A 19,875-nucleotide genomic window follows, 5' to 3' on the forward strand; every position below is an offset into this window, starting at 1 on the left:
TGTCCTTGTCAGATTTCAAATTCTCTGTGGAAGGTTACATGGGTATCTTGCTGCCGTTATAGAACAAAATGCGCATTCACTGACGGGCAAGAAACTGGTTTGGCGTTACCCCTGTGGCGCGGCGAAACAGCCGCGTAAAATGGCTTTGGTCAGAGAAACCCAAATCGACAGCAAGTTGCGCAAGCGTTTCATCACCCCCAGAAAGAAGGCGGCGTTTGGCTTTATTCAAGCGGCACGCCAGAAGGTATTGATGGGGACTTGTTCCGAATTGTGTCGTGAACGCACGAATAACCTGACTTTGGCTGAGGTTTGACAAAGACGCGAGTTCATCCAGGTGAATACTCCTGTCGTACTCGGCTTCAATCAACTCTCTGGCAAGTGACACATTACATCGGTTTTCCGAATTCTTGGACGTGTGTTCACCAAATTCTTTGGAGATTGTTTCTGACAGCATTGCCGTCATTGTTTCTGCAAACAAAACACCCGATGCGCCATTCTGGTCCAACTCGAATTGAAGCCTTCTGGCAATATCCTCCAATGCGGAGGATGTGACCTGAAAGTTGTCGCGCAACGTCATTTGATCACTAGTGAGCACTTTATCAAAGCAATCAGTGCGAACCATTATGTGCAAAGCCGACGGCTTCCCTTGGCCAAAGGCCCAACGATTGTCAGCACCCGCAGGAATAAAACTGAGTTGACCAGACCGGAGATGCGTCAACGTCTTACGGCCAGCACATTCATGGGTGAATTCGCCAGTCAACGCCTTGTAATGATACACCAACAAATGGTGATCCATACCGGGGAGCCGGAGGTCGCTTTCTGGTAGGTCGCGGTAATCTTCCACGCGAATTCCGTCCCAACCGAACAAATCCGAATGCCCGGTGCAACTGACAGGTACCGCGTGCATCCGCTGTGACGGCGTTATAAGTTCTGTTGGAGCCTCTATTGATTTCATAGCAAAACATAATGATTTCTAGGAAAAGTATGTCAACCGCGCTGATGCAAAATATGTAAGCAGTCATTCGCCGCGCCGCAGAAAAACGACTACATGGGCTCATTCCTGACCTTAGCTGCGTGTGCAAACCGAAAAACTGGGCCGTAGCCCTGAGTGTCCGCTTTATTCAAGTTGCCCAATTTAGTTTCCGAGGGCAGCGAAAGACGGCTTTCCTCCAGATTAGGCCAGAAATGAAAAATCAAAATCGCTTTCGCGTTAAACCCTGGTTTGCCCTTGGCAGAACGAGCGGGTCAGCGATGGTTTGGCACCTTCAACTCGATTCTGAACCGCAGTGTTAGCGGGTTTTCCAGATTATGAGAGCATGCAGTGTGGATGTCTTGGCCGTGCATCAAGACATATCTGTGAGCCGCAAAAAGGCTGTGCGGCAGACGGCCGTTGACTTTTGGTAAAACTCACGTATGAGTTGTACTTATCGCACCTAGGAAATGAAGGAGGGTTTCGATGCAAATGTCTAAAGAATATCGTCTCGCCGCCGCCTTCGGAGTGCGACCTGTGTCTGGATCCGCTGCCCTTTTAGGCTAGCCTTGCCTCCAGTCCCATCGTGTCGCCAAGGCGACATATCCCCAACCTATAGATAGATTGTACCGTTCGTCGATTTGCGTTTGCGTGCGGCCATCTGTCGGAACCTCTCTCAAAACGGGCCCTTCTTGCCCCCTAAACAGGAATTATGTGTTATGAATGCACTGCCCCTTGATAACAGCCATACACCACGTGAAGTGATCGATGATTTGATCGCCAGTTTTGGGTTCCGCCGCGTGTTTTTTGCGGTCCTGACGCGCGTGTTTAAGCGAAGCCGCCCGCCGGATGCGATTGGGTTCGGCCGGTTGTGTGCCCAAACGAGTACGGATCATCTGTGTGACCACCTGCGCAGGGATATTGGCTTGCCGCCGAATACAAAGCACAAGCTGGAGATTGATCTTTTTGCGATCAACCTGGAGTCCTATCGTTAAGCCAGGCACTGCCCTGATGCGTTGGGGCAGTATACAGAACGGCGGCCCGGAAGGAGCCGCCGTTTCTTATACTGATTGGTATTTCCGCCGTGGCAGTGGCTTATCCACGGTAAAAATTTAGCTCAAACTTTGAATGACAGCTATGTGGGCTGCAAGCGCAGCATCAGGGGTCGAGAGCCAATGTTGGTAAAGGGCCGATCGCGTCGATGGGCACCAAAAGCGGAAAGCTGTCTTTCGCTATGGGTGCGACGTGAAAGCCTAAGCCCGTAATGGCAGGCATCAATTTTGACCACGTGGGTACACGATAGTTTGAAACGGTTACAGAGATTGAAATGCAGGTGAAGTTTTCTTTGCGCCGTCTGCTTCAAACGAGCGGTTTTGGACGAAGTGCTACAATTCTCTCCATATAGCCTTTATGGTGAACCTTGCTCGTAAGAGACCGGAACTAAACCGCAGCAAGACCAATGGGTTGGTGTTTGACCCGCCTTGATACGGCAATTGCCCTTCTATTTCTTGATGCAGAAAACAGGCGAATTCATCCCTACAACATTGCAATTACGCGAGATTGCAGGAGTAAATTGAAGGCACTCCAGCGAAGGGGAGGGTCGCAGGAGTGCCAACTTAGTGACGCTTTCAATTCAAGCGTCACTATGTTCACGTATAATTTGGGTTGGGAAACCCAATATTATGCGAAGAAGCTATCCCAATCAGGGACAAAATCCTGCCAAGATTGGAATTCTTCCACAGGCTGGAAAGCGGCCAAGTCGACATCGGCGTTACTGTTGCCATTACCGTTACCGTTGCCGTTAAATCCACCACCAACATTCGCGTTGCCGTTAAAGTCGCCACCGTTATCATTGCCGTTGAAACCGCCGACGTTGCCGTTCCCATTACCAATGCCGGTGTTACCAGTGCCGTTCACGCCGCCAATGTTATCAGCACCATTAGTGCTTACGAACTCAAACGTGTCAGCGGGTTCGGTTTGAAGGGTCTCTGGCGTTGTTGTTTCAGTAACTTCCCTATCTACGACAGGTTCAGCAACCGTTTCTGCCGCTGTTTCTTCTTCTGTTTCGGTCAAGGCGGAACTATCGAGGAATTCGCTCAAATCGAAAGAGGAGAAGCTCTCACTGTTCCCCTCGTCATTGTTTCCTACGCCATTTCCGTTGCCGTTAAAGCCGCCAGTGTTATTGTTACCGTTGTTGTTACCGCCGTTGTTGTTGCCATTAAAGCCTCCAACATTGCCGTTTCCATTGCCAATACCGGTGTTACCAGTGCCGTTGACGCCGCCAACATTCCCAACGCCGTTACTTTGGCCAAATTCAGACAGGTTGAGGGCTAAGTTGTTAAAGAAGTCCGTGAAGTTAAACATATTATGTTCCTTTTTCGTGCTTTGATCGAAACAAATTGACATTTGATACTCCGCAAAATGTTTCGGTTAGTGGAACTGTTATCGCTAACCTGAGATGAGGACTTGTTTACTTTTCGTGGAGGTTGTGTGGAGACCGATTGGTAAGAGGATTCAGTGAAGCCGATCAATTAAAAAATACATTCTGATCAATGACTTATGTTCTAAATTGAACTTGAAAACTGCTGCTAAGCTCAAAATATTTCGAGCAAAAACCAGTAGGTTACCACAATACGACACGACGACACATGATCGATTCTAAGGGGAAATGCCTGTTAAAAGCTGCTAGGTGCACAAATTCACTTAGGGTTTTAATGCGCTTCAGTTTGGGGAGAATCGATAGCCGACGCCACGAACTCCAGCAAAGTGGCCTTCAATACCTGCTTTGCTCAATTTACGGCGTAAATTGCTAATGTGGCTATCTACAGTTCGCTCAACAGCGTCACTTTCGGAAAGGCATGAATCCAGCAAGTCCAATCTAGAGAATACAAGCGTAGGAAATCTAATCGCATGGCTGAGCAATCGAAATTCAGTCAATGTTAGATCGAGCTTAAGCACCCCGTCCGGCCGATCAACGATTGCCACATGGGACTGTACGTCCACCTTGATCTGTCCATATGCTAGTGTTTTCGTTTCAGCGGCTCGGCCACGTTTCAATACTGCGCGCGCGCGTGCCACAATTTCCAATGGATTGAAGGGCTTGACCACATAGTCGTCTGCGCCAATTCGTAGCGCCAGAAGTTTATCAAGGTCTTCTGCGTGGGAGGTCGCCATAATCACCGGTGTAGAAAATTTGTTTGTAATTTCTTTCAAAACATCGAAACCATCCATCTTGGGAAGACCTACATCAAGGATGATGATATCCGGTGAAAGCATGCCCGCATGTGTAATCGCCGTCTCACCGTCTGATGCCATCACGGTTCGAAACCCGTCACGTTCAAAGTAAGTTCGCAACATTGAAGCGATTTCTCGCTCATCTTCAACAATTAGAACAAGAGGCTGATAATCAGATGACATGAACGAAATCCATAAGGTTAGCGATAGAGTATTGGCAAGATTGCTCGGCACAATCCTTAGCTGCCCGATTGCTGTTGGTGTTAGCCTGTGTTGATGAGCGACTTCGCAACTCTGCATTTCTTTTGTGCATTGTGATGTTGCGTAGTTTCTCTGTCCAGACGAGACCGATTGAACGAGAATAAAGATTTTTCAACGTTTACTCCGAGATACAAGCAAATTGTCGAAGAGGTGTTGGGACTGCGTGCAGGTATCATGGAGGAATGGTGGAGAAGCCACTCTCGAAACAGACCCTTCCGTAGATTAAGTACCTGACATTTTGTGAATTTCATTGCGGATTCGTGACATCTACCCAGTCTTCGTAGGTGTCGACGATAAAGCCACTATTTTTATAACCCTCATAAAGCCGATCAACCGGCAACGCTCTCATTCGGTGAATGTATGCATTCACGACATTCCGTAGCTCACTATTAGACGGGGAGAACGCGAGAACTCGCTCTAAATTCATCGAAGCCCGAAAACCGTCTATGCGAACTAGGGGGTCACCCATGTGTTCGGTCGTAGGTCTATCTAGGTAAGACAACGTGAAATCCGCACGACTTGCTGCAATCATGTCTGGTATCAAAGTCATCTTGCGTGCCGCAACAACATCTCGCAAACCCATACCGTTTAGCGTAAGTAGATCGACTTCCCAATTCCGCTCAGTAATCCCGGTCAGACGGAAAAGGTCTTCTTGGCTTTCAATGCCCAGAACGTCGTCTCGATTGGCGGTGGTGAATAAACCAACTTGAAACTCTCCCCGCCTTAGAACCGGGTCAGATGCCAAGATTCCGTCAGTGATCTTGACTGGAAAGACAGAAGCTCCCAAGAAATCGGCATTCCCTTCAACCAGATCTGATACTGCGCGTTTGAGGTTGGGAAACCCTACGAATTCAAGCCGGTCGGCCAAATCAGCATCACTGATGGCATTGCAGAGTATCATCAGTTCGACTTCAAATCGGAACGCGCCCTTAAAAATTGGAGAGTCGAACATCGGGCAATCTGCGACACTGATACTGGTTCTAACCCCATTTCCGGGCGTCGTACCTAAATTCAAGATGGGATACACTCTGTCGGCAACCAACAAAACCCGAAGGACCCGGTCATCCGAAATGGCTGATGAAGCAGTTACGCTCGCCACAAAAACACATGACGCCAATGCTATACGACGCAACGCAGAAGTCACTTTAATTGCAAGGTTACCCATTCACTTCTCCCTTGTGATTATTCCGAAGATTCACCGATCTCAGGCATTGATTGTTTCTTTCTCAAAGCCTCCAGCAAAGCCTGTTTCAGCACCGTGCTTGAGAAAGGTTTTTGAATAAATTTGAACGTCCTACTGAAAGCGGATTGGTCCTTCATAGCTAAGCCAGTATAACCAGACATGAATACAACCGACGCGTTTGGCGTAAAATGCAAGAGTACTTCAGAAAGATCGGGACCCATGATTTCGCCCGGCAGAACAACATCCAAGAGAAAGAAATCGAAGGCAGGTTCTGCAGAGCAAATTTCGATAGCTTGCGTGGCCACACTTGCAACAGTGACATCCATGCCGGCTTGATTGAGACGCTGTTTTAGGATGTGTCGCAGCGTGTCGTCATCTTCAACAACCAAAGCGCGGCGGCCAACCAGTAAATGTTCGTCGTTTATCGAGCTGTTGGCCTTCGGATCATCGTCAGGTTCAATCTCTGATTTGGGCAAATAAAGTCTGACGTTCGTCCCTTCGCCTTCCATACTGTCTATGGCGATATGACCACCTGATTGTTTTGCGTATCCGAAAGCCATCGAAAGCCCTAACCCAGAGCCTTTTCCGACGGGTTTGGTGGTGAAATATGGGTCAAATGCGCGTTCAGCGGTATCCTTAGACATGCCAACTCCGTTATCGGACACTGCAAAACAAATATAAGGTCCCGGTACGATGTCGGAGGGAACCTCGACACTGTCATCTTGAAGCTTAGTGTTAAAGACCTTGATCTTAATCTTACCACCATCCGGCATCGCGTCTCGTGCGTTGATAACCAAATTCAAAAGGACCGTTTCCAGTTCTTGGCGATCCACCCAGCAGAACCATGTGCCGCTTTCGACGACAACTTCTAAACTGATTTGCTCACCCAAAGACCGACACAACAAGTTTTCAAAATCAAGCAGTAGCTGCACGGGGTCTAAGGATTTTGGGGTAAGCGGTTGCTGGCGGGAAAACGCCAACAAACGATGGGTCAAAAGCGCCCCCCTTTGTGTTGCGCCTAAAGCCATTTCAAAGGCGCTAGAGACCTCCTTGTCGGACGAGTCTGGTGATCGCGCCAATTCGAGACTCCCCACGAGGATTGTCAGCAAATTGTTGAAGTCATGCGCCACGCCCCCAGTTAACTGGCCGATAGCACGCAGCTTTTGTGAGTGGTTTAATTCGTCAGCTAAGCGTTTTTGTTCAAGTTGGGATTGGCGCAGGTCTGTTCTGTCAGCGCTCACCCCTCGGTAGCCACTGAAATTACCAGATGCATCGAAAAGAGGAACGCCGCTCGATTGAACTTGTCTGGTTTCGCCATCCGGCAACTGGAATGAAACCCAGAAATCCCGAAATGGTCTTTGCGTTTTTTTAATCGCCAAAAACGCGGATTGTCCGTCTTGGTCAAGACCGACCCGTGTGTCAAAATCAGCCTGCCCTAGGTCGGATGGATCCACGCCAACACCGATGACCTCGAAAAAACTGTCCGACAGATATGTCACCCTGTGATCCTTGTCGGTTTCCCAAAACCAATCCGACGCTGCGCGCACAAAATCGTTAATGCGCACTTCATTGCGTTGAAGTTCCGTCTGCGTCTCTTCCAATTCCTTGATTTTGTCACGGCTGGCGGTCAGCAAACCGTTCATCGATCCCTCAAGTTGACCGATCTCGTTTGATTGATTGGCTGCACCTATCGTGGCTTTGAGTTGCCGGGGATCATGCGGATCGACCGATACAATATCCTTACTCAGCGAGACCAATGGACGGGTGATCACGCGCTGAAAAACGGCAAATAAGATCAAGGATAACAACACATTCCTTGCTAAGCCCGCGAATATATTTGTGAAAAACCGCGAGTAGAACACGGACAGAGCTTTGTCCATGTTGATGCTCACCATCAAATGCCCCACCTCACGGTTCTCTGTTGTGGCTATGAGATCGACTAGATACTCCGGATACGGATCACTTAATTTCTCGGTGATCCAAAAGAAATTACTTGCTGTGGGAACATGCATCGTTGCTGCCAGAGTGTTCCCAAGATCATCTTTAATGGCGGCCTGAAACACGAAATCATAACTGAATAGACCTTCAATGACTTGTTGGGCCAGTTCTTCATCTAATTGATGAGCAGCATCCGCAGCACTTGGCGCTAGAACCTGCAATACTCTTTCCGCCAACTCGTCAATTCGGCGCCGATCGTGATCGTAATCGAACCATGTTTCAACAAGAGTCGTGATAACACCAAGAATAACGGCCACCAATATGGATAGCCGCGCCAGTCTATATGAAATCCCCTTTCTTGATACAGAAAACACTACACTTCCACACTTTCATGAACCAAATTTAGTGGTTTTCTTAGTGTATTTTAACGTTTTGGTCTAATTGTTAAGATTGCGTGGAGATCACGAAGCAGTGAGATGCTTGCACCCCTTTCTTTCTGAAAAAGTGGGTCAATCCCGTGTTGAGGACCGCAGCGGTAGATTCCATCAATTGTGATAGTGATGTATCCGCCGCGCCGCTCGGGCGGCGAGGGACTGACAGACGCATAATTGGAGTCTGGAGGGCAAGGAGCTGACCTGGGCCTCTAAAACACCTCCAAATTTGTGTAGAGTTCGCCCAACAAAAGGACGGACGAATGAAGGCACGTGTCACGGACGAACAGATCATACACTGCCCGGCAGGCGATTGCGTAGCGCTCTACAACTGGCGCAGATCACATTCAGCTTTAGGCAACCTGACACCCATGGAATTCTTGCAGAGAAAGGCGATCGACAAGATGGCTGCATAAGGTCAAAGATTTAACCCCAAGGACTCCGCGCAAAGCTCGAGGAGACTTGGGGCTCAGGTCAGATGCGCAACAAACCCTCTTTTAGCAAAGAACGCTATTTGGGCCTATAAGCGCTGACTTCAGACAGCAATGACTATGTTCTAGTGCTGCAGTCTTCATCCAAGCGTTCGTTTGGTCAATCAAGACGCGGACCAAATTGTCCTTTTGGGGCTACAAGCCTTGTTCGTTAGTGGCATTAGGGGATGCGCATCATTGGATGGCAAGAGACCCAATGCACCACTTCTTGCAACTATCAGTCATCCCTTTTCTTCACCCATCGAGACGTAAGCTCAGAAATCGACGTCATTTTGCGGTCGGGTAGACAAGAAATATCACAATCCGGTTCCGCGATTTTTATTGAATTTCCGTCCCACAACCACCAGTAGATGGGTCGCCCTGCGCTGTCTCTTACAGCAAACCGAAACAAAGGCATCGTAATCGGATTTTGATTGGATAGATGGCTTTCGACCTGCCCCTTCAGACGGCCTAACTGCAAAGCGTGTGACATCGGGGCAATGGCAAACTCAGAAAATGACAACACATCAGATGTTGCAACGGGCACGTCGTATCCGTTCGGATCGATTGCCAATATCTCGTGATAGGTCGGATGAACGGAAACGCATTTCGCATAGAAATGCGCATCATCAAGATCAATGCGAACGACCTCACCAGCACGCAGTGTCACAGGCTGTAACCTTCATATGTTGCGGGGTGGAACAGCTCTGCGATATCCAGTTTACGCGGGGAAAGACCTTGAGCGTGATGTGCTGTCAAAAAGGCGTCGATGACATGTTCGTTGCCCCCCACACCGTAGGACCAAATATTGGGTTGGAGTTGATCGGCAAGGCGCAGTGTGTCCTCGACAAACGGCATGGTGACTTTGGTGGCTGAGGTGTCCGCCAACGCCGCCGTGGCCATAGCTTTGGACTGGCCAAACGCTTTCAACAGCGCGCCAGGCAACCAAGGATGTTGGTCCGCAAGGCTGCGACGCACGCCAAGGACGTGCATGATCGGGAAGATTTGCGTGTCTTTGTACCACTGCGTCGCAACCGCTTGGCTGTCGGCAAACAGTCGCCCGACGTCGGCGTGCCCTTCGGCGAAACAGCGCGGCCAGCGGGGGCCGACGAAACCGTCGATTTCTCCTGCTGCCAGCATTTCATTCAACGAACGACCTTCGGGTGCCAGTGTAATGGTCACATCATCCGGTGGCGTGAACTTGAGCTTTTCAGGGCGTCCGGCCGTATCCATGCCACCGCGCACCCATTCGATGTCGCTGGGCGAGACACCGTAGCCTTGTAAGATCGCGCGCACCCAAACGTTTGCGGTCAATTGATATTCGGCAATGCCGATCTTTTTGCCTTTCAGATCGGCGGGTGACGCAATGCCTTTGTCCGTCCGGATATAGATCGAGGTATGGCGAAAGGCGCGGCTAAGGAACACAGGCACCGCAATGTAGGGCGGGTCATCGCGCGTCAGAGACATACAGTAAGAGCTAAATGACAGTTCACTGATGTCGCAGGTTTTGTGGCGGAAAGCGTTAAAGAACATCTCTTCGGGGCTTTGCAGCATTACCACGGGATCAACGCCGTCAATCTTCACGCGCCCGTCGTAAATTGGGCGGGTGCGATCATAGTCACCAACAGCAACGGATAAGGTCAGATCAGTCATGTATCACCAGTCTTTAAGGGGTTGATCGAAACCGGCTGCCCGGAATTTGCGCTGTCCAAGATTGCGTGGCATGTAGCGAGGGCATCATGGCCCCATGCCCCCGATTGCACAGGCTTTGGGCCAGCACGAAGGAGATCTACAATCGCCTGCGCGAAGTCCTTGCGGGAATAGTCAAAAGGGCAATTGATGGTTTCGATTTTGTCGGGCCCATAGATTGAAACACGGTCCATGCCGATATGAATATCGCCAAGCTCGCAAAACACGGTGACGGGCCCAAAGTGTTCGTGATGCGTGGGGTCGGGTAACCCGTTTACGCCTGTGAAAGCGCGGGTGCGTTTAAAAGTGACCTCATCGGTAACGTCTTTCAGCGCGCGGCGGGCTTTGCCATAGGCATTAGCGGGCTTTGCCACCCCAAGTTCCGAGACACCGTCCATCTGTATGTCGCTGTCGTAGAACCCATAGCCCGAATAGGTCAGGCTGGCGCATGCGCCATTCTCAAATGACACGATTGCCATGAAAGCCCCTTCGCTGGGGCGCTCAGGATCCCAGTTTCCGGTCTTGGCAAAAACGGAAACGGGACGCGCTCCGATCAATCGCATGGCGACATCCACCTGATGCACAGCCTGCGAAAAAATGACGCCGCCGCCCGCACTGGTTTGCAATTCCTCAGGCCTGCGCGGACGGTACATAAAGTCTGTGGCCGTCAGCATATGCAGCATTTTGACTTGCCCCATCGCGCCACTCTCGATTGTCGAAGCGGCTTGCGCAATGGGCGCGTCATAGCTGTGACTAGGGCCGACCAATAGATGTAGGCCTTTGTCGGCGGCCAATTGTGTGAGCGCGCGCGCCTCATCCAGATCAATGGTGATGGGTTTTTCAACAACCACATGTTTGCCTGCATTCAAACAATCGGTGACATGCGCGTTGTGCATTTGGTGCGGGGTCGCGACATAGACAATCTCGATCTCAGGATCACACAGCATGTCGGTGTAGTCCGCATAAGTTTGTCCGCCAAAGGCTGCCTCAAAAGCTTTGCGCGGAGCCTCAGACGGGTTTGCGCCAGCGATCAGGTGAATGTCGGGATGCGTCTGCAACCCTCGCGCTGAAAGGGCAAAGCCGCGGCCCAACCCGATCACACCCATTCTGGCCGGACTATAGGTCAAGAACCAACTCGCCAGCACGCGCACGCGATACACAAATCATAATCTGGTCTGCTTTTTCCTCATCCATCAGCACCATATCACGGTGGTCTACGTCGCCTTCGATCAGGCCACATTTACAGGTGCCACAGGTGCCGCTTTCGCACGAACTGGTGGTCGCGATGCCTTCATCGCGCAGCGCCTCAAGAATAGATTTATCGCTTGGCACGGTGATCGTTTGGCCGGTTTTTTGAAGGCGCACCTCAAAGGGTTTGTCATCCTCGCGCACGGCGGCAACGCCTGCGAAATCCTCAAAATGGATTGAGCCATCAGGCCAATGACCAGAGATGCCTTTTATCTCTTCCATCAATGGGCCAGGGCCGCAACAATAGACATGCGCCTTGCTGGGGTCCGCGAAATCATCCCAAAAATCGTACAGATTTTCGAAGTCGCCGTTGTCGTAATGCACGTTCAACCGGCCCCCAAGCAGGGCTTGGAGGTCAGGCACATAAGCGGCGTCTTGCGCGCTGCGGGCGCAATAGATCATCCGCAGTTTTGCCTTTGTGGCCATCAGCTGCTGGGCCATCGCATAAATCGGTGTGACGCCAATGCCGCCTGCAATCAAAAGGTATTCAGGGGCTGTGCCAAGCGGGAAATTATTTGCCGGGGCCTGAACCGATACGCTTTCGCCAATGGCAAGCCTATGCATGGCCAGCGATCCGCCGCGTCCGGTTTCTTCGCGTTTAACAGCAACTTTATAGCTCGTGGGGTTTTGGTCGGGATACACCAAGGAATACTGACGCACAGCACCACCAGGCGTTTCAATGGCGATATGCCCACCCGCATCCGCCGCAGGTAGAACGCTTGCGCCCGATGCTTCAAACGTGAACTCTGTGATTTCCTGCGCAACGTCACGGCGCGACATCAAGGTAAGCATCATTTTTTGGGACACCATCAATCTCCTTAGGTGAATAATAATTAGATATCTAATTTTCTATTGTCAATCGAGAAGATGGTGATAAGCTTAGGCTTGAATGTAGTCTATCTGGACGGTTGTTTTGCTCACGACAGAAGAAAATAAAACGCTTGTAGAGGCCGGACCAGGCACCCCAATGGGCACCTTGATGCGCAGCCATTGGACGCCTGTTTGCTTGATCGAAGAAGTTGCAGAGCCTGACTGCAAGCCGCTGTTGGTCGAAGCGCTTGGTGAACGCTATGTGGCGTTTCGCGACTCCGAAGGCCGCTTGGGTTTGCTCGATGAACTTTGCCCGCACCGCAAAGCCTCGCTTGTTCTTGGGCGTAATGAGGATTGCGGATTGCGCTGCCTTTATCACGGATGGAAGTTCGACGTGACAGGCAAGACGGTTGCAATGGCGTCTGAACCCGAAGGCAGCCCGCTGGCCGAGAAGGTTGCCGCGCGGTCATACCCTGTGCGTGAATGCGGTGGGTTTGTTTGGGCGTGGCTGGGCGCAAAGGAAGACACACCAGCGTTCCGCCGCCCGCCTTTCGCGCCCAATGACGACGTTCGCGTGTCCATACTTAAGATCCGCATTCCCGCCAACTGGGCGCAGATCACCGAGGGCCAGATCGACAGTGCACATTCGTCGTCGCTGCATTCCTCAGACATGGTGCCCGCACGGGTTGAGGGGGCCGCCGCCGATGGCAAAAGCTGGTATCGCCCGTCGACGGATAAGTCGCCGCGCATGCAAACGCAGACCACGGAATATGGTTTTCACTACGCCGCCATTCGCCGCCCGATCAAAGGGGCCGCGACGCATAACTACATCCGCGTGACCGAATATGTAGCGCCGTATTTCTCGCTGATCCCGCCCAACAGTTCGTACCAAGTCGCAACTGTTGTTGTCCCCATTGACGATGAAACCAGCGCGTTTCACTTCATCGCTTGGGGCGACGCTGAAACGACCCCCGACACCGACAGCTGGCGCGCCTTTAACCATGTTGTGCCGGGCGTTGATCTTGATGAAGGCACATGGGCTACACGGCGTACCAAGGAAAACTGGTTTGGTCAGGACCGCGAGTGGATGAAAGAAGGGAATTTCACCGGTATCGCGGGTATCCCGAACCAAGATATCGCCATGTGGGTTTCGATGGGTGCCAAAGTTGATCGCAGCAAAGATATCTTGGGGGCGTCTGATTTGGCGATTGTCGAATTCCGCCGTCTGATGGTGGATGCCGCACAACTTGTTGCGGAAGGCGGGCCTGCTATCGGGGCTAACCCTGACATCGTGCAGACGAACATCGCGTCTTATGAAGGCGTCGTGTCCAAGGACGTGGATTGGCGTGATCTTGTTGGCGCCGACACACAGACCGCAGCGGAGTAGATCATGATCAAGAACCCAATCCACCCGCATCTGGCCGACGCCTACAAAGAAATGGGCAAGCATTCGACGATCCCCTTGTGGGAGATCTATCACCTGCTGGTATCCAATGAGCCAAAGCCGATGGGGGATCCGCATCTGTGGCGTTACAGTGATTTGCGTCCGCTCTTGCTGGACGCTGGCAACAAAATCTCTGCTGAAGAGGCAGAGCGCCGCGTTCTTGCCCTCAAGAACCCGGGTCTTGAACGTCCTGGCATTGCGCAGACATTGTTTGCGGGTTTGCAACTTGTCATGCCGGGCGAAATCGCGCCCGCACACCGCCACACGCAAGGGGCCATTCGGTTCGTATTGGAAAGCACAGGCGGCTATACGGCGGTTGAAGGTGAGCGGTGCACAATGCAGCGCGGTGACTTTATCACGACACCAAGCTGGTGCTGGCACGATCACGAGAACACTGGCGACGGCCCGATGATTTGGCTGGATGGGCTGGATGTTCCGCTTGTGAATTTTCTGGGCGGAAAGTTTGCCGAGGAAAATGAAACGGACCAGCAACCGATCTTTCGCAGCGATAATGCGTCTGTTGCAGGGTACGGCACTGGCTTGCGCCCATTCAACGGGGCAGAACAGAAACCCTATTCTCCGATCTTTCGCTATCCATATGACCGCTGCCGCACGGCTTTGATGGATATGGCACAAGGCACCATCGATCCCCATCTGGGCCATAAGATGATCTATGCAAACCCCAATGACGGGGGGCATGTCCTGCCAACGATTTCGGCGTTTTTGCAGCATCTACCAAAAGGGTTTGAGACGGCCGCATGGCGCTCAACGGAATCAACTGTGTTCAGTGTGGTCGAAGGATCAGGCGTTGTGCGCGTCGGCGACACAGAGATGCGCTTTGAAGAAAGCGATACCTTCGTTGTCCCCAATTGGACGGCCTATCAAATCGCGGCCAACACGGACGCGGTGCTGTTCAGTTTCTCAGACCGAGCTGCGCAAGAAAAGCTTGGGATTTTTCGCGAAGAGAAGCCTGCGGCCTAACGTAAATTGTCTTGGGAGGGACAGATGAATTTGAAATCAATCATCGCAGCCGCTGTGCTGTCTGCTGTGGGTACTTTCGCCTCGGCGCAGACATATGATCTGAAAATTGCGAGCTTTGTGACGCCGAAACATGGGATGTCCAAATGGATCGACGGTTGGGCCGCGTCGCTTGAGGAAAAGTCCGAAGGCCGCCTGAAATTTGAGATTTTGCATGGTGCGCAGATGGGCCCACCGCCGGCCTATTACGACCTTGCGTCAAATGGCCAAGCGGACATTGCATGGGTTTTGCACGGCGCGACGCCGGGACGTTTCAAGCTGACTGAGATTTCGAACATGCCGTATCTGTTCTGCTCGGCAGAACAGGCGACGCGGGTCTTGAATGACCCATCTGTGCGGGCACTCACCGATCCTGAACATCGCGGTGTCAAAGTTCTGACGACGTTTATGCACCCTCCGGGGCAGATCAACATGAAGGGCGGGCCTGTTCTGGCGCTATCTGATCTTGCGGGCAAAGCCATGCGACCGCCGTCAAAAACGGTCGGGCAATTGATTGCGATGCTGGGTGGAAAACCTGTTGGATTGCCGCCAACCGCGATGGCCGAAGCGCTGCAAAAAGGCACAATTGACGGCACTATGATCGATTATGGTGGGGCAGGTCTTGCCTTCCAATTGGGACCATTCCTGACGGATATCACCGAAGTCTACGCCTATACTTCGTCGTTCGCGTTGGTGATGAACCCAGACAGCTTTGGCGATTTGCCTGCCGATCTGCAAGCGATGGTGGACGAAAGCCTTGTTGGTATCTCGCCCCAAATCGGTCAGATCTGGGACAAGCTAGATGCGATTGGAAAAGATGTGCTGACCAAAGCAGGTGTGAACATTCACACATTGTCTGATGAGGAAACGGCCAAGTTCCAAGCCGTTGGCGCAGCGCAAACCGCAGGATATCTTGCTTCTCTCAATGACGCAGGGCTACCTGCTGATGACGTCATGTCTGCGATCAAAGCAGCGATTGAGGCCGTCGGACCCGTGGGCCCTGGATGTCAGTCTTAACGACCCTGAACACGATACGAAATGGGGCCGCAGCGGTAATGACTGCTGCGGCTTCTGTTTGTTTGGCTTTCCTTATGCTGATCGTCACCGCCGACGTTGCCATGCGCGCAATTGATCCAAAGTGGCGGATATCAGGGACGCTGGACTATGTTGAGTTTTCCCTCAACTGGATGATCTATCTGTCGATTGCCGCCGCCTTCTTTGCGGGACAGGTGATTGCGGTGGATATCATCGATAAATGGGACACCAGATACCGCTTTCAAAAGATCGGCCAACTGTTGACTTTGATCGCGCTGATCGCTGTTGGCACACAGATCATTCGCCCGGCACTTGCTGTGCTTGAATGGGGCGAGGTGACGTTCGACTTGGGCATTTTGAAATTCTATTACTGGATAGCGATTTGGGCAGGTATCGGATTTTCCATCCTTGCCGTTCTGCTTGAAATCGTAGCCAAGAAGGGTCCAAAGACGTGACGCCTCAAATTATCGGCCTGCTGGCCATAGCGATCCTTGTTGGTATGATTTTCCTACGCGTGCCTGTCGGAACTGCTTTGCTGCTGGTTGGCTTTGGCGGATATTGGGCCGTTGATGGCTCGAAAACGGCGCTGTACACGCTTGGCGACAAGCCGTTTTTGCTCGCACAGGCCTATTCGCTTTCGGTCGTGCCGCTGTTCCTTTTGATGGGCGTGGTCGCCAGTCGCACCAAGATGGCGACAGAGCTATTTACGGCGGCAAATGCGCTGTTTTCAAACTTTCGCGGCGGGCTTGCGATGGGCACCGTCGGCGCCTGTGCGGGGTTCGGGGCGATCTGCGGATCATCATTGGCCACGGCATCCACCATGACGCGGGTGTCGATCCCAGAGATGCGCAAACATGGGTATTCAGACGCAATCGCCGCCGGTGTTGTGGCATCGGGTGGCACTTTGGGCATTCTGATCCCGCCGTCGATCATCTTGATCATCTACTCGATCATCGCGCAGCAAAGCGTCCCTGCGTTGTTCGCTGCGGCTTTGATCCCGGGGCTGCTGCTGGCGGCCTTGCACCTTGTGACCTTGAGTGTGCTGTCACGATTGCGCCCTGACGACATGCCGCCGGTTCCCTCCATGTCGTGGTCTGAGCGCTTTTCCGCGATTGCTGGTTTTTGGAAAATGGCCGTGATCTTTACCTTGGTTGTTGGCGGGATTTTCCTAGGGTGGTTTTCCCCAACTGAGGCTGCAGCCATAGGCGCGCTCTTGACCATTCTGATGGGATTTGTGACCCGTCAATTGAACATTCCAACGTTGATCAGCGCGTTCAAAGAAACGGTCACGACCACAGGAACTTTGTTTTTCATCATCCTCGGCGCGTTCATGTTCGCCGCCTTTATGGTGCAAACCCGTATCCCCGCAACGTTGGGCGATTGGGTCACATCGCAGGGGATGGCCCCGCTTGCGGTGATCCTATTCCTTGTCGTGATGTATGTGATCTTGGGATGTTTTCTGGACTCGATCTCGATGATCCTGATCACCGTACCGGTCTTTCTTCCCATCGTTGAGACACTTGGGTATTCGCCGATCTGGTTCGGTGTCTTTCTGGTCATCGTGGCAGAAATTGGGTTGATCACGCCGCCGGTGGGCCTGAATATATTTGTCATCCGGGCCCAAGCGCCAGATATCCCGCTGATGACAATCTATCGGGGGATCATGCCGTTTCTTGTGACGCATATCGTTGGGATCGCATTGTTGATCGCGATCCCAAGTCTTGCGATCTGGCTGCCAAGCTTGCTGTATTAGGCGACGTGGGCCGTCAGCACGCCAAGCTCTGGTGAGGTCACAACAATCGTATCCCCCGCACTGACAGGGCCAACGCCGGCAGGTGTGCCCGTCATGATCACGTCACCCGGCAAAAGGCTGTAAAAGGCGGAACACATCTCGATCAGTTCCGGAATGGAACGGATCAACAGGCTGGTGTCAGAGGCCTGACGGACCTCGCCGTTGACGCTCAGTGAAAAGGCGATGCGGGCAGGGTCGGCAACTTCATCGGGCGTGGCCAGCGTCGGTCCCAAGACCGCAAAGCCATCGCAGGATTTGCGCATAGAGCGATCCTGTTTGCCGCGCACGGTCATATCCAGCGCAAGGCTGTATCCCGCGACATAAGCCATGGCATCGCTGGCCGCGATATTGCGCCCGGCTTTACCAATGATCACGGCAACCTCGGCCTCGTGATCCACACGTGCGGCGTCTTTTGGCAAAGTGATCGTCGCGTCATCACCGACAAGGGCAGATCCGGCTTTCAAAAAGCACCCGATTTCATCAATCGGATGAACCTTCGCACCTTGATGCAAGCCATGATCGTCTTGGGCTTCGTCAAGATGGGCATGATAATTTACAGGCGCGCCGATGATTTTAGAGGGCAAAGCAACAGGGGCTTCAAGCACGACATCCCCGCGCCTAAGACGGGGCGCTGACGCCAATAATGGCTGTGCTTTCGCAGAAATCTGATCAAGCGCCGCCACAAACGGATCGTGCAAGCTGCGGACCCATTTCACATCAGGCAATGTGTCTAGCGCATCCGTCACATCACAAATCTCGTCACCTTGAACAACACCCAAGCGATCGACGTTAAACCGGCAAAACTGCATTTTATCTCTCTTTGATCAAAACGACCGTTAGCGGGGTCGATGTGGTTTACATCGCCCCGTCCAACCATGTCTTATCGTAACTATCGCTTACTCGGCCTTAACGGCTTCAAGCTCAATCTGAATTGCGATCTCATCGCCAAGGGGACCAACAAAAGCCGTCACACCCCAATCAGAGCGCATGATGCTGGTCGTTGCACTCACACCGATGGTTTCTTTTTTGGACAAAGGGTTGGGACCAGAACCGTTAAACACAGCGTCCAAGACGACTGGCTTGCTCACACCATTCATGGTCAAGTCGCCCATGATCTTGCCTGTGGTCTCGGACGTCACTTCGATGCCAGTGGATGCAAAAGTAATCTCTGGGTTCGCAGCCACGTTCAAAGCTTTGTCTGATTTGATCCAGCCATCACGCTCTGGGTGGTTTGTATTCACTGAAGCTACGGCCATGATAACCGACACGGCGCTTTTTGCGACATCATCTGCGTCATAAGAAATCGTGCCTGATACATCGCCCATCCAGCCGATGCTCTTTGAGAACCCAAGGTGGTTCAGTTCAAATGCGACCAATGTATGGGCGCTGTCGATCACATAGTCATCAGCGGCGAATGCAGGTGTTGCAATCAATCCAGCTGCCATCACCGGCGCAATGAGTTTCCCTAACCGTATCTTCATGTTTCTCTCCCTAAATTAGATATCTAATTTTAGGCAGTTCGCGCAAACATGCAAGAAAAATAGATATCTAACTTTCTTGCATATCTCGAACTCGTTGAACGTCGCTATCCTCGTCAAGGTTTTGCGTCATCTTGATAAGAAGTCTGCGGAATTGTGATATTTCATCTGTTGCTAAACCTTGGGATGCAGTGTCGTTCGTTTCGATGGCAAGCGGCTCAAGTTTGAGACGCAAGGATCGGCCCAAGGGGCTGAGGTTGATCACAGGCCGGCTTTGCCCGCCTTTTGGAACCTCTTTTTCGATCAACCCTTTCAGTTCCATCTTAGAAAGCGCCGTGTGCGCCGTCGGTCCGGTTAGCCCAGCCCGATCTGCCAGTTCTTTTTGTGAAAGGCCTTCTTCGTCCCAAAGGATCCGCAGAAATTCCCAATGGCCAAACATCACATCGTGCTGTTTCAGCTTGGCTTGCAAGTTACGGCGAAACTGGCGTTCTAACAGCCGGACCAAATGCGCAATACGTTCGTCGTCATGTAATGTCATTCCCGCTTACACCCAATTTGGAATGGATTATTTCTAACGAACTAATTTATCCTTGAACAGCGCAATGCGTCGGGCACCGTCATTGGCAGCGACACAGAGGGTACAACCGCTCACGGTAGCCTTACCTTCTCTGTGCGATAAGTACCGGCAACTCAACGAGGCTGCCTTGCCGGTACGAGTAACTTCACCTTTTACGCTGGTCTTGTCGCGTTTTAGTTCCGTTTTTTTCGAGCAATGTTTGCTATGAAGCAGATTGAGAATGGCAAAGAGATATACCGACGCGTTTCGGCGTGATGCAGTGCCCATGGCCGCAACCAGTGGCTTAACGCGGCCCCAG

Annotated in this window: 20 protein-coding genes; 7 read left to right on the forward strand and 13 right to left on the reverse strand. The window is 51.9% G+C overall.

Going from position 1 to position 19,875, the window contains the following annotated elements:
• Positions 1-76 precede the first annotated feature (76 nt).
• The gene (locus ABJL60_RS18740) at positions 77-955 is read right to left on the reverse strand and encodes an AraC family transcriptional regulator (protein ID WP_348318575.1); all 879 of its coding nucleotides are present in this window, start codon (positions 953-955) and stop codon (positions 77-79) included.
• A 734-nt stretch (positions 956-1,689) separates the two neighbouring features.
• Here ABJL60_RS18740 and ABJL60_RS18745 point away from each other — a divergent pair.
• Complete coding sequence (locus ABJL60_RS18745) at positions 1,690-1,965, forward strand: hypothetical protein (protein WP_348290286.1); 276 nt, start codon at positions 1,690-1,692, stop codon at positions 1,963-1,965.
• A gap of 685 nt (positions 1,966-2,650) precedes the next feature.
• Here the strand turns inward: ABJL60_RS18745 and ABJL60_RS18750 are convergent.
• The 4 genes from ABJL60_RS18750 to ABJL60_RS18765 form a co-directional block, all read right to left on the reverse strand.
• Positions 2,651-3,334 (reverse strand): hypothetical protein, encoded by a 684-nt coding sequence (locus tag ABJL60_RS18750; RefSeq protein ID WP_348374309.1) that lies wholly within the window; start codon positions 3,332-3,334, stop codon positions 2,651-2,653.
• 357 nt (positions 3,335-3,691) lie between these two features.
• Positions 3,692-4,387: a response regulator gene (locus ABJL60_RS18755; protein ID WP_348290282.1), complete on the reverse strand. Its 696-nt coding sequence runs from the start codon at positions 4,385-4,387 to the stop codon at positions 3,692-3,694.
• A 325-nt stretch (positions 4,388-4,712) separates the two neighbouring features.
• On the reverse strand, positions 4,713-5,630 hold the full coding sequence (locus ABJL60_RS18760) for a hypothetical protein (RefSeq protein ID WP_348374310.1): 918 nt from the start codon (positions 5,628-5,630) through the stop codon (positions 4,713-4,715).
• 17 nt (positions 5,631-5,647) lie between these two features.
• Entirely contained in the window at positions 5,648-7,960 is a 2,313-nt protein-coding gene (locus ABJL60_RS18765) for an ATP-binding protein (protein ID WP_348374311.1), read from the reverse strand.
• A gap of 320 nt (positions 7,961-8,280) precedes the next feature.
• Between ABJL60_RS18765 and ABJL60_RS18770 the strand changes: the two genes are divergently transcribed.
• Positions 8,281-8,433: a hypothetical protein gene (locus ABJL60_RS18770; RefSeq protein WP_348290278.1), complete on the forward strand. Its 153-nt coding sequence runs from the start codon at positions 8,281-8,283 to the stop codon at positions 8,431-8,433.
• Positions 8,434-8,725: 292 nt separating this feature from the next.
• On the opposite strand, the gene ABJL60_RS18775 is transcribed toward ABJL60_RS18770, so the two are convergent.
• From ABJL60_RS18775 to ABJL60_RS18790, 4 genes are read right to left on the reverse strand one after another with little or no spacing between them, the layout of a single operon-like run.
• The gene (locus ABJL60_RS18775) at positions 8,726-9,157 is read right to left on the reverse strand and encodes a hypothetical protein (RefSeq protein ID WP_348374312.1); all 432 of its coding nucleotides are present in this window, start codon (positions 9,155-9,157) and stop codon (positions 8,726-8,728) included.
• Positions 9,154-10,140 (reverse strand): ABC transporter substrate-binding protein, encoded by a 987-nt coding sequence (locus tag ABJL60_RS18780; protein ID WP_348290274.1) that lies wholly within the window; start codon positions 10,138-10,140, stop codon positions 9,154-9,156. The genes ABJL60_RS18775 and ABJL60_RS18780 overlap by 4 nt, the downstream gene beginning before the upstream one ends.
• A complete protein-coding gene (locus tag ABJL60_RS18785; protein WP_348374313.1) occupies positions 10,137-11,303 on the reverse strand; it encodes a Gfo/Idh/MocA family oxidoreductase in 1,167 nt (388 codons plus the stop codon). Before ABJL60_RS18785 ends, ABJL60_RS18780 begins: the two co-directional genes overlap by 4 nt.
• Positions 11,293-12,219 carry a PDR/VanB family oxidoreductase gene (locus ABJL60_RS18790; protein WP_348374314.1) on the reverse strand — a complete coding sequence of 309 codons (927 nt, stop codon included), beginning with the start codon at positions 12,217-12,219 and terminating at the stop codon, positions 11,293-11,295. Before ABJL60_RS18790 ends, ABJL60_RS18785 begins: the two co-directional genes overlap by 11 nt.
• A 118-nt stretch (positions 12,220-12,337) precedes the next feature.
• Between ABJL60_RS18790 and ABJL60_RS18795 the strand changes: the two genes are divergently transcribed.
• Genes ABJL60_RS18795 through ABJL60_RS18815 form a run of 5 tightly spaced genes read left to right on the forward strand, consistent with a single transcriptional unit; the run spans position 12,338 to position 17,483 of the window.
• Positions 12,338-13,621: a Rieske 2Fe-2S domain-containing protein gene (locus ABJL60_RS18795; RefSeq protein WP_348374315.1), complete on the forward strand. Its 1,284-nt coding sequence runs from the start codon at positions 12,338-12,340 to the stop codon at positions 13,619-13,621.
• A 3-nt stretch (positions 13,622-13,624) separates the two neighbouring features.
• Positions 13,625-14,659: a cupin domain-containing protein gene (locus ABJL60_RS18800; protein ID WP_348374316.1), complete on the forward strand. Its 1,035-nt coding sequence runs from the start codon at positions 13,625-13,627 to the stop codon at positions 14,657-14,659.
• 24 nt (positions 14,660-14,683) lie between these two features.
• Positions 14,684-15,712: a TRAP transporter substrate-binding protein gene (locus tag ABJL60_RS18805; protein ID WP_348374317.1), complete on the forward strand. Its 1,029-nt coding sequence runs from the start codon at positions 14,684-14,686 to the stop codon at positions 15,710-15,712.
• Positions 15,700-16,185, forward strand: a complete 486-nt coding sequence (locus tag ABJL60_RS18810) for a TRAP transporter small permease subunit (protein ID WP_348374318.1) — start codon at positions 15,700-15,702, stop codon at positions 16,183-16,185. The genes ABJL60_RS18805 and ABJL60_RS18810 overlap by 13 nt, the downstream gene beginning before the upstream one ends.
• Positions 16,182-17,483 (forward strand): TRAP transporter large permease, encoded by a 1,302-nt coding sequence (locus ABJL60_RS18815; protein WP_348374319.1) that lies wholly within the window; start codon positions 16,182-16,184, stop codon positions 17,481-17,483. The genes ABJL60_RS18810 and ABJL60_RS18815 overlap by 4 nt, the downstream gene beginning before the upstream one ends.
• Here the strand turns inward: ABJL60_RS18815 and ABJL60_RS18820 are convergent.
• From ABJL60_RS18820 to ABJL60_RS18835, 4 genes are all read right to left on the reverse strand, one after another.
• The gene (locus ABJL60_RS18820) at positions 17,480-18,331 is read right to left on the reverse strand and encodes a fumarylacetoacetate hydrolase family protein (RefSeq protein WP_348374320.1); all 852 of its coding nucleotides are present in this window, start codon (positions 18,329-18,331) and stop codon (positions 17,480-17,482) included. The two genes, ABJL60_RS18815 and ABJL60_RS18820, sit on opposite strands and share 4 nt — an antisense overlap.
• Before the next feature lie 87 nt (positions 18,332-18,418).
• On the reverse strand, positions 18,419-19,003 hold the full coding sequence (locus ABJL60_RS18825; RefSeq protein ID WP_348374321.1) for a YceI family protein: 585 nt from the start codon (positions 19,001-19,003) through the stop codon (positions 18,419-18,421).
• 67 nt (positions 19,004-19,070) lie between these two features.
• Positions 19,071-19,538 carry a MarR family winged helix-turn-helix transcriptional regulator gene (locus ABJL60_RS18830; protein ID WP_348290254.1) on the reverse strand — a complete coding sequence of 156 codons (468 nt, stop codon included), beginning with the start codon at positions 19,536-19,538 and terminating at the stop codon, positions 19,071-19,073.
• 33 nt (positions 19,539-19,571) lie between these two features.
• On the reverse strand, positions 19,572-19,875 hold a 304-nt coding region (locus ABJL60_RS18835; protein ID WP_348374322.1), incomplete at its 5' end, for a hypothetical protein.

Origin of the sequence: Ascidiaceihabitans sp. (assembly GCF_039986515.1) — a bacterium.
GTDB lineage: Bacteria > Pseudomonadota > Alphaproteobacteria > Rhodobacterales > Rhodobacteraceae > Ascidiaceihabitans.

What these genes read in the sequence shown, in the direction of transcription:
- ABJL60_RS18740 (WP_348318575.1), bottom strand. Translation starts at nt 955, where the DNA reads ATGAAATCAATAGAGGCTCCAACAGAACTTATAACGCCGTCACAGCGG.
- ABJL60_RS18745 (WP_348290286.1), top strand. Translation starts at nt 1,690, where the DNA reads ATGAATGCACTGCCCCTTGATAACAGCCATACACCACGTGAAGTGATC.
- ABJL60_RS18750 (WP_348374309.1), bottom strand. Translation starts at nt 3,334, where the DNA reads ATGTTTAACTTCACGGACTTCTTTAACAACTTAGCCCTCAACCTGTCT.
- ABJL60_RS18755 (WP_348290282.1), bottom strand. Translation starts at nt 4,387, where the DNA reads ATGTCATCTGATTATCAGCCTCTTGTTCTAATTGTTGAAGATGAGCGA.
- ABJL60_RS18760 (WP_348374310.1), bottom strand. Translation starts at nt 5,630, where the DNA reads ATGGGTAACCTTGCAATTAAAGTGACTTCTGCGTTGCGTCGTATAGCA.
- ABJL60_RS18770 (WP_348290278.1), top strand. Translation starts at nt 8,281, where the DNA reads ATGAAGGCACGTGTCACGGACGAACAGATCATACACTGCCCGGCAGGC.
- ABJL60_RS18780 (WP_348290274.1), bottom strand. Translation starts at nt 10,140, where the DNA reads ATGACTGATCTGACCTTATCCGTTGCTGTTGGTGACTATGATCGCACC.
- ABJL60_RS18790 (WP_348374314.1), bottom strand. Translation starts at nt 12,219, where the DNA reads ATGATGCTTACCTTGATGTCGCGCCGTGACGTTGCGCAGGAAATCACA.
- ABJL60_RS18800 (WP_348374316.1), top strand. Translation starts at nt 13,625, where the DNA reads ATGATCAAGAACCCAATCCACCCGCATCTGGCCGACGCCTACAAAGAA.
- ABJL60_RS18805 (WP_348374317.1), top strand. Translation starts at nt 14,684, where the DNA reads ATGAATTTGAAATCAATCATCGCAGCCGCTGTGCTGTCTGCTGTGGGT.
- ABJL60_RS18810 (WP_348374318.1), top strand. Translation starts at nt 15,700, where the DNA reads ATGTCAGTCTTAACGACCCTGAACACGATACGAAATGGGGCCGCAGCG.
- ABJL60_RS18820 (WP_348374320.1), bottom strand. Translation starts at nt 18,331, where the DNA reads ATGCAGTTTTGCCGGTTTAACGTCGATCGCTTGGGTGTTGTTCAAGGT.
- ABJL60_RS18825 (WP_348374321.1), bottom strand. Translation starts at nt 19,003, where the DNA reads ATGAAGATACGGTTAGGGAAACTCATTGCGCCGGTGATGGCAGCTGGA.
- ABJL60_RS18830 (WP_348290254.1), bottom strand. Translation starts at nt 19,538, where the DNA reads ATGACATTACATGACGACGAACGTATTGCGCATTTGGTCCGGCTGTTA.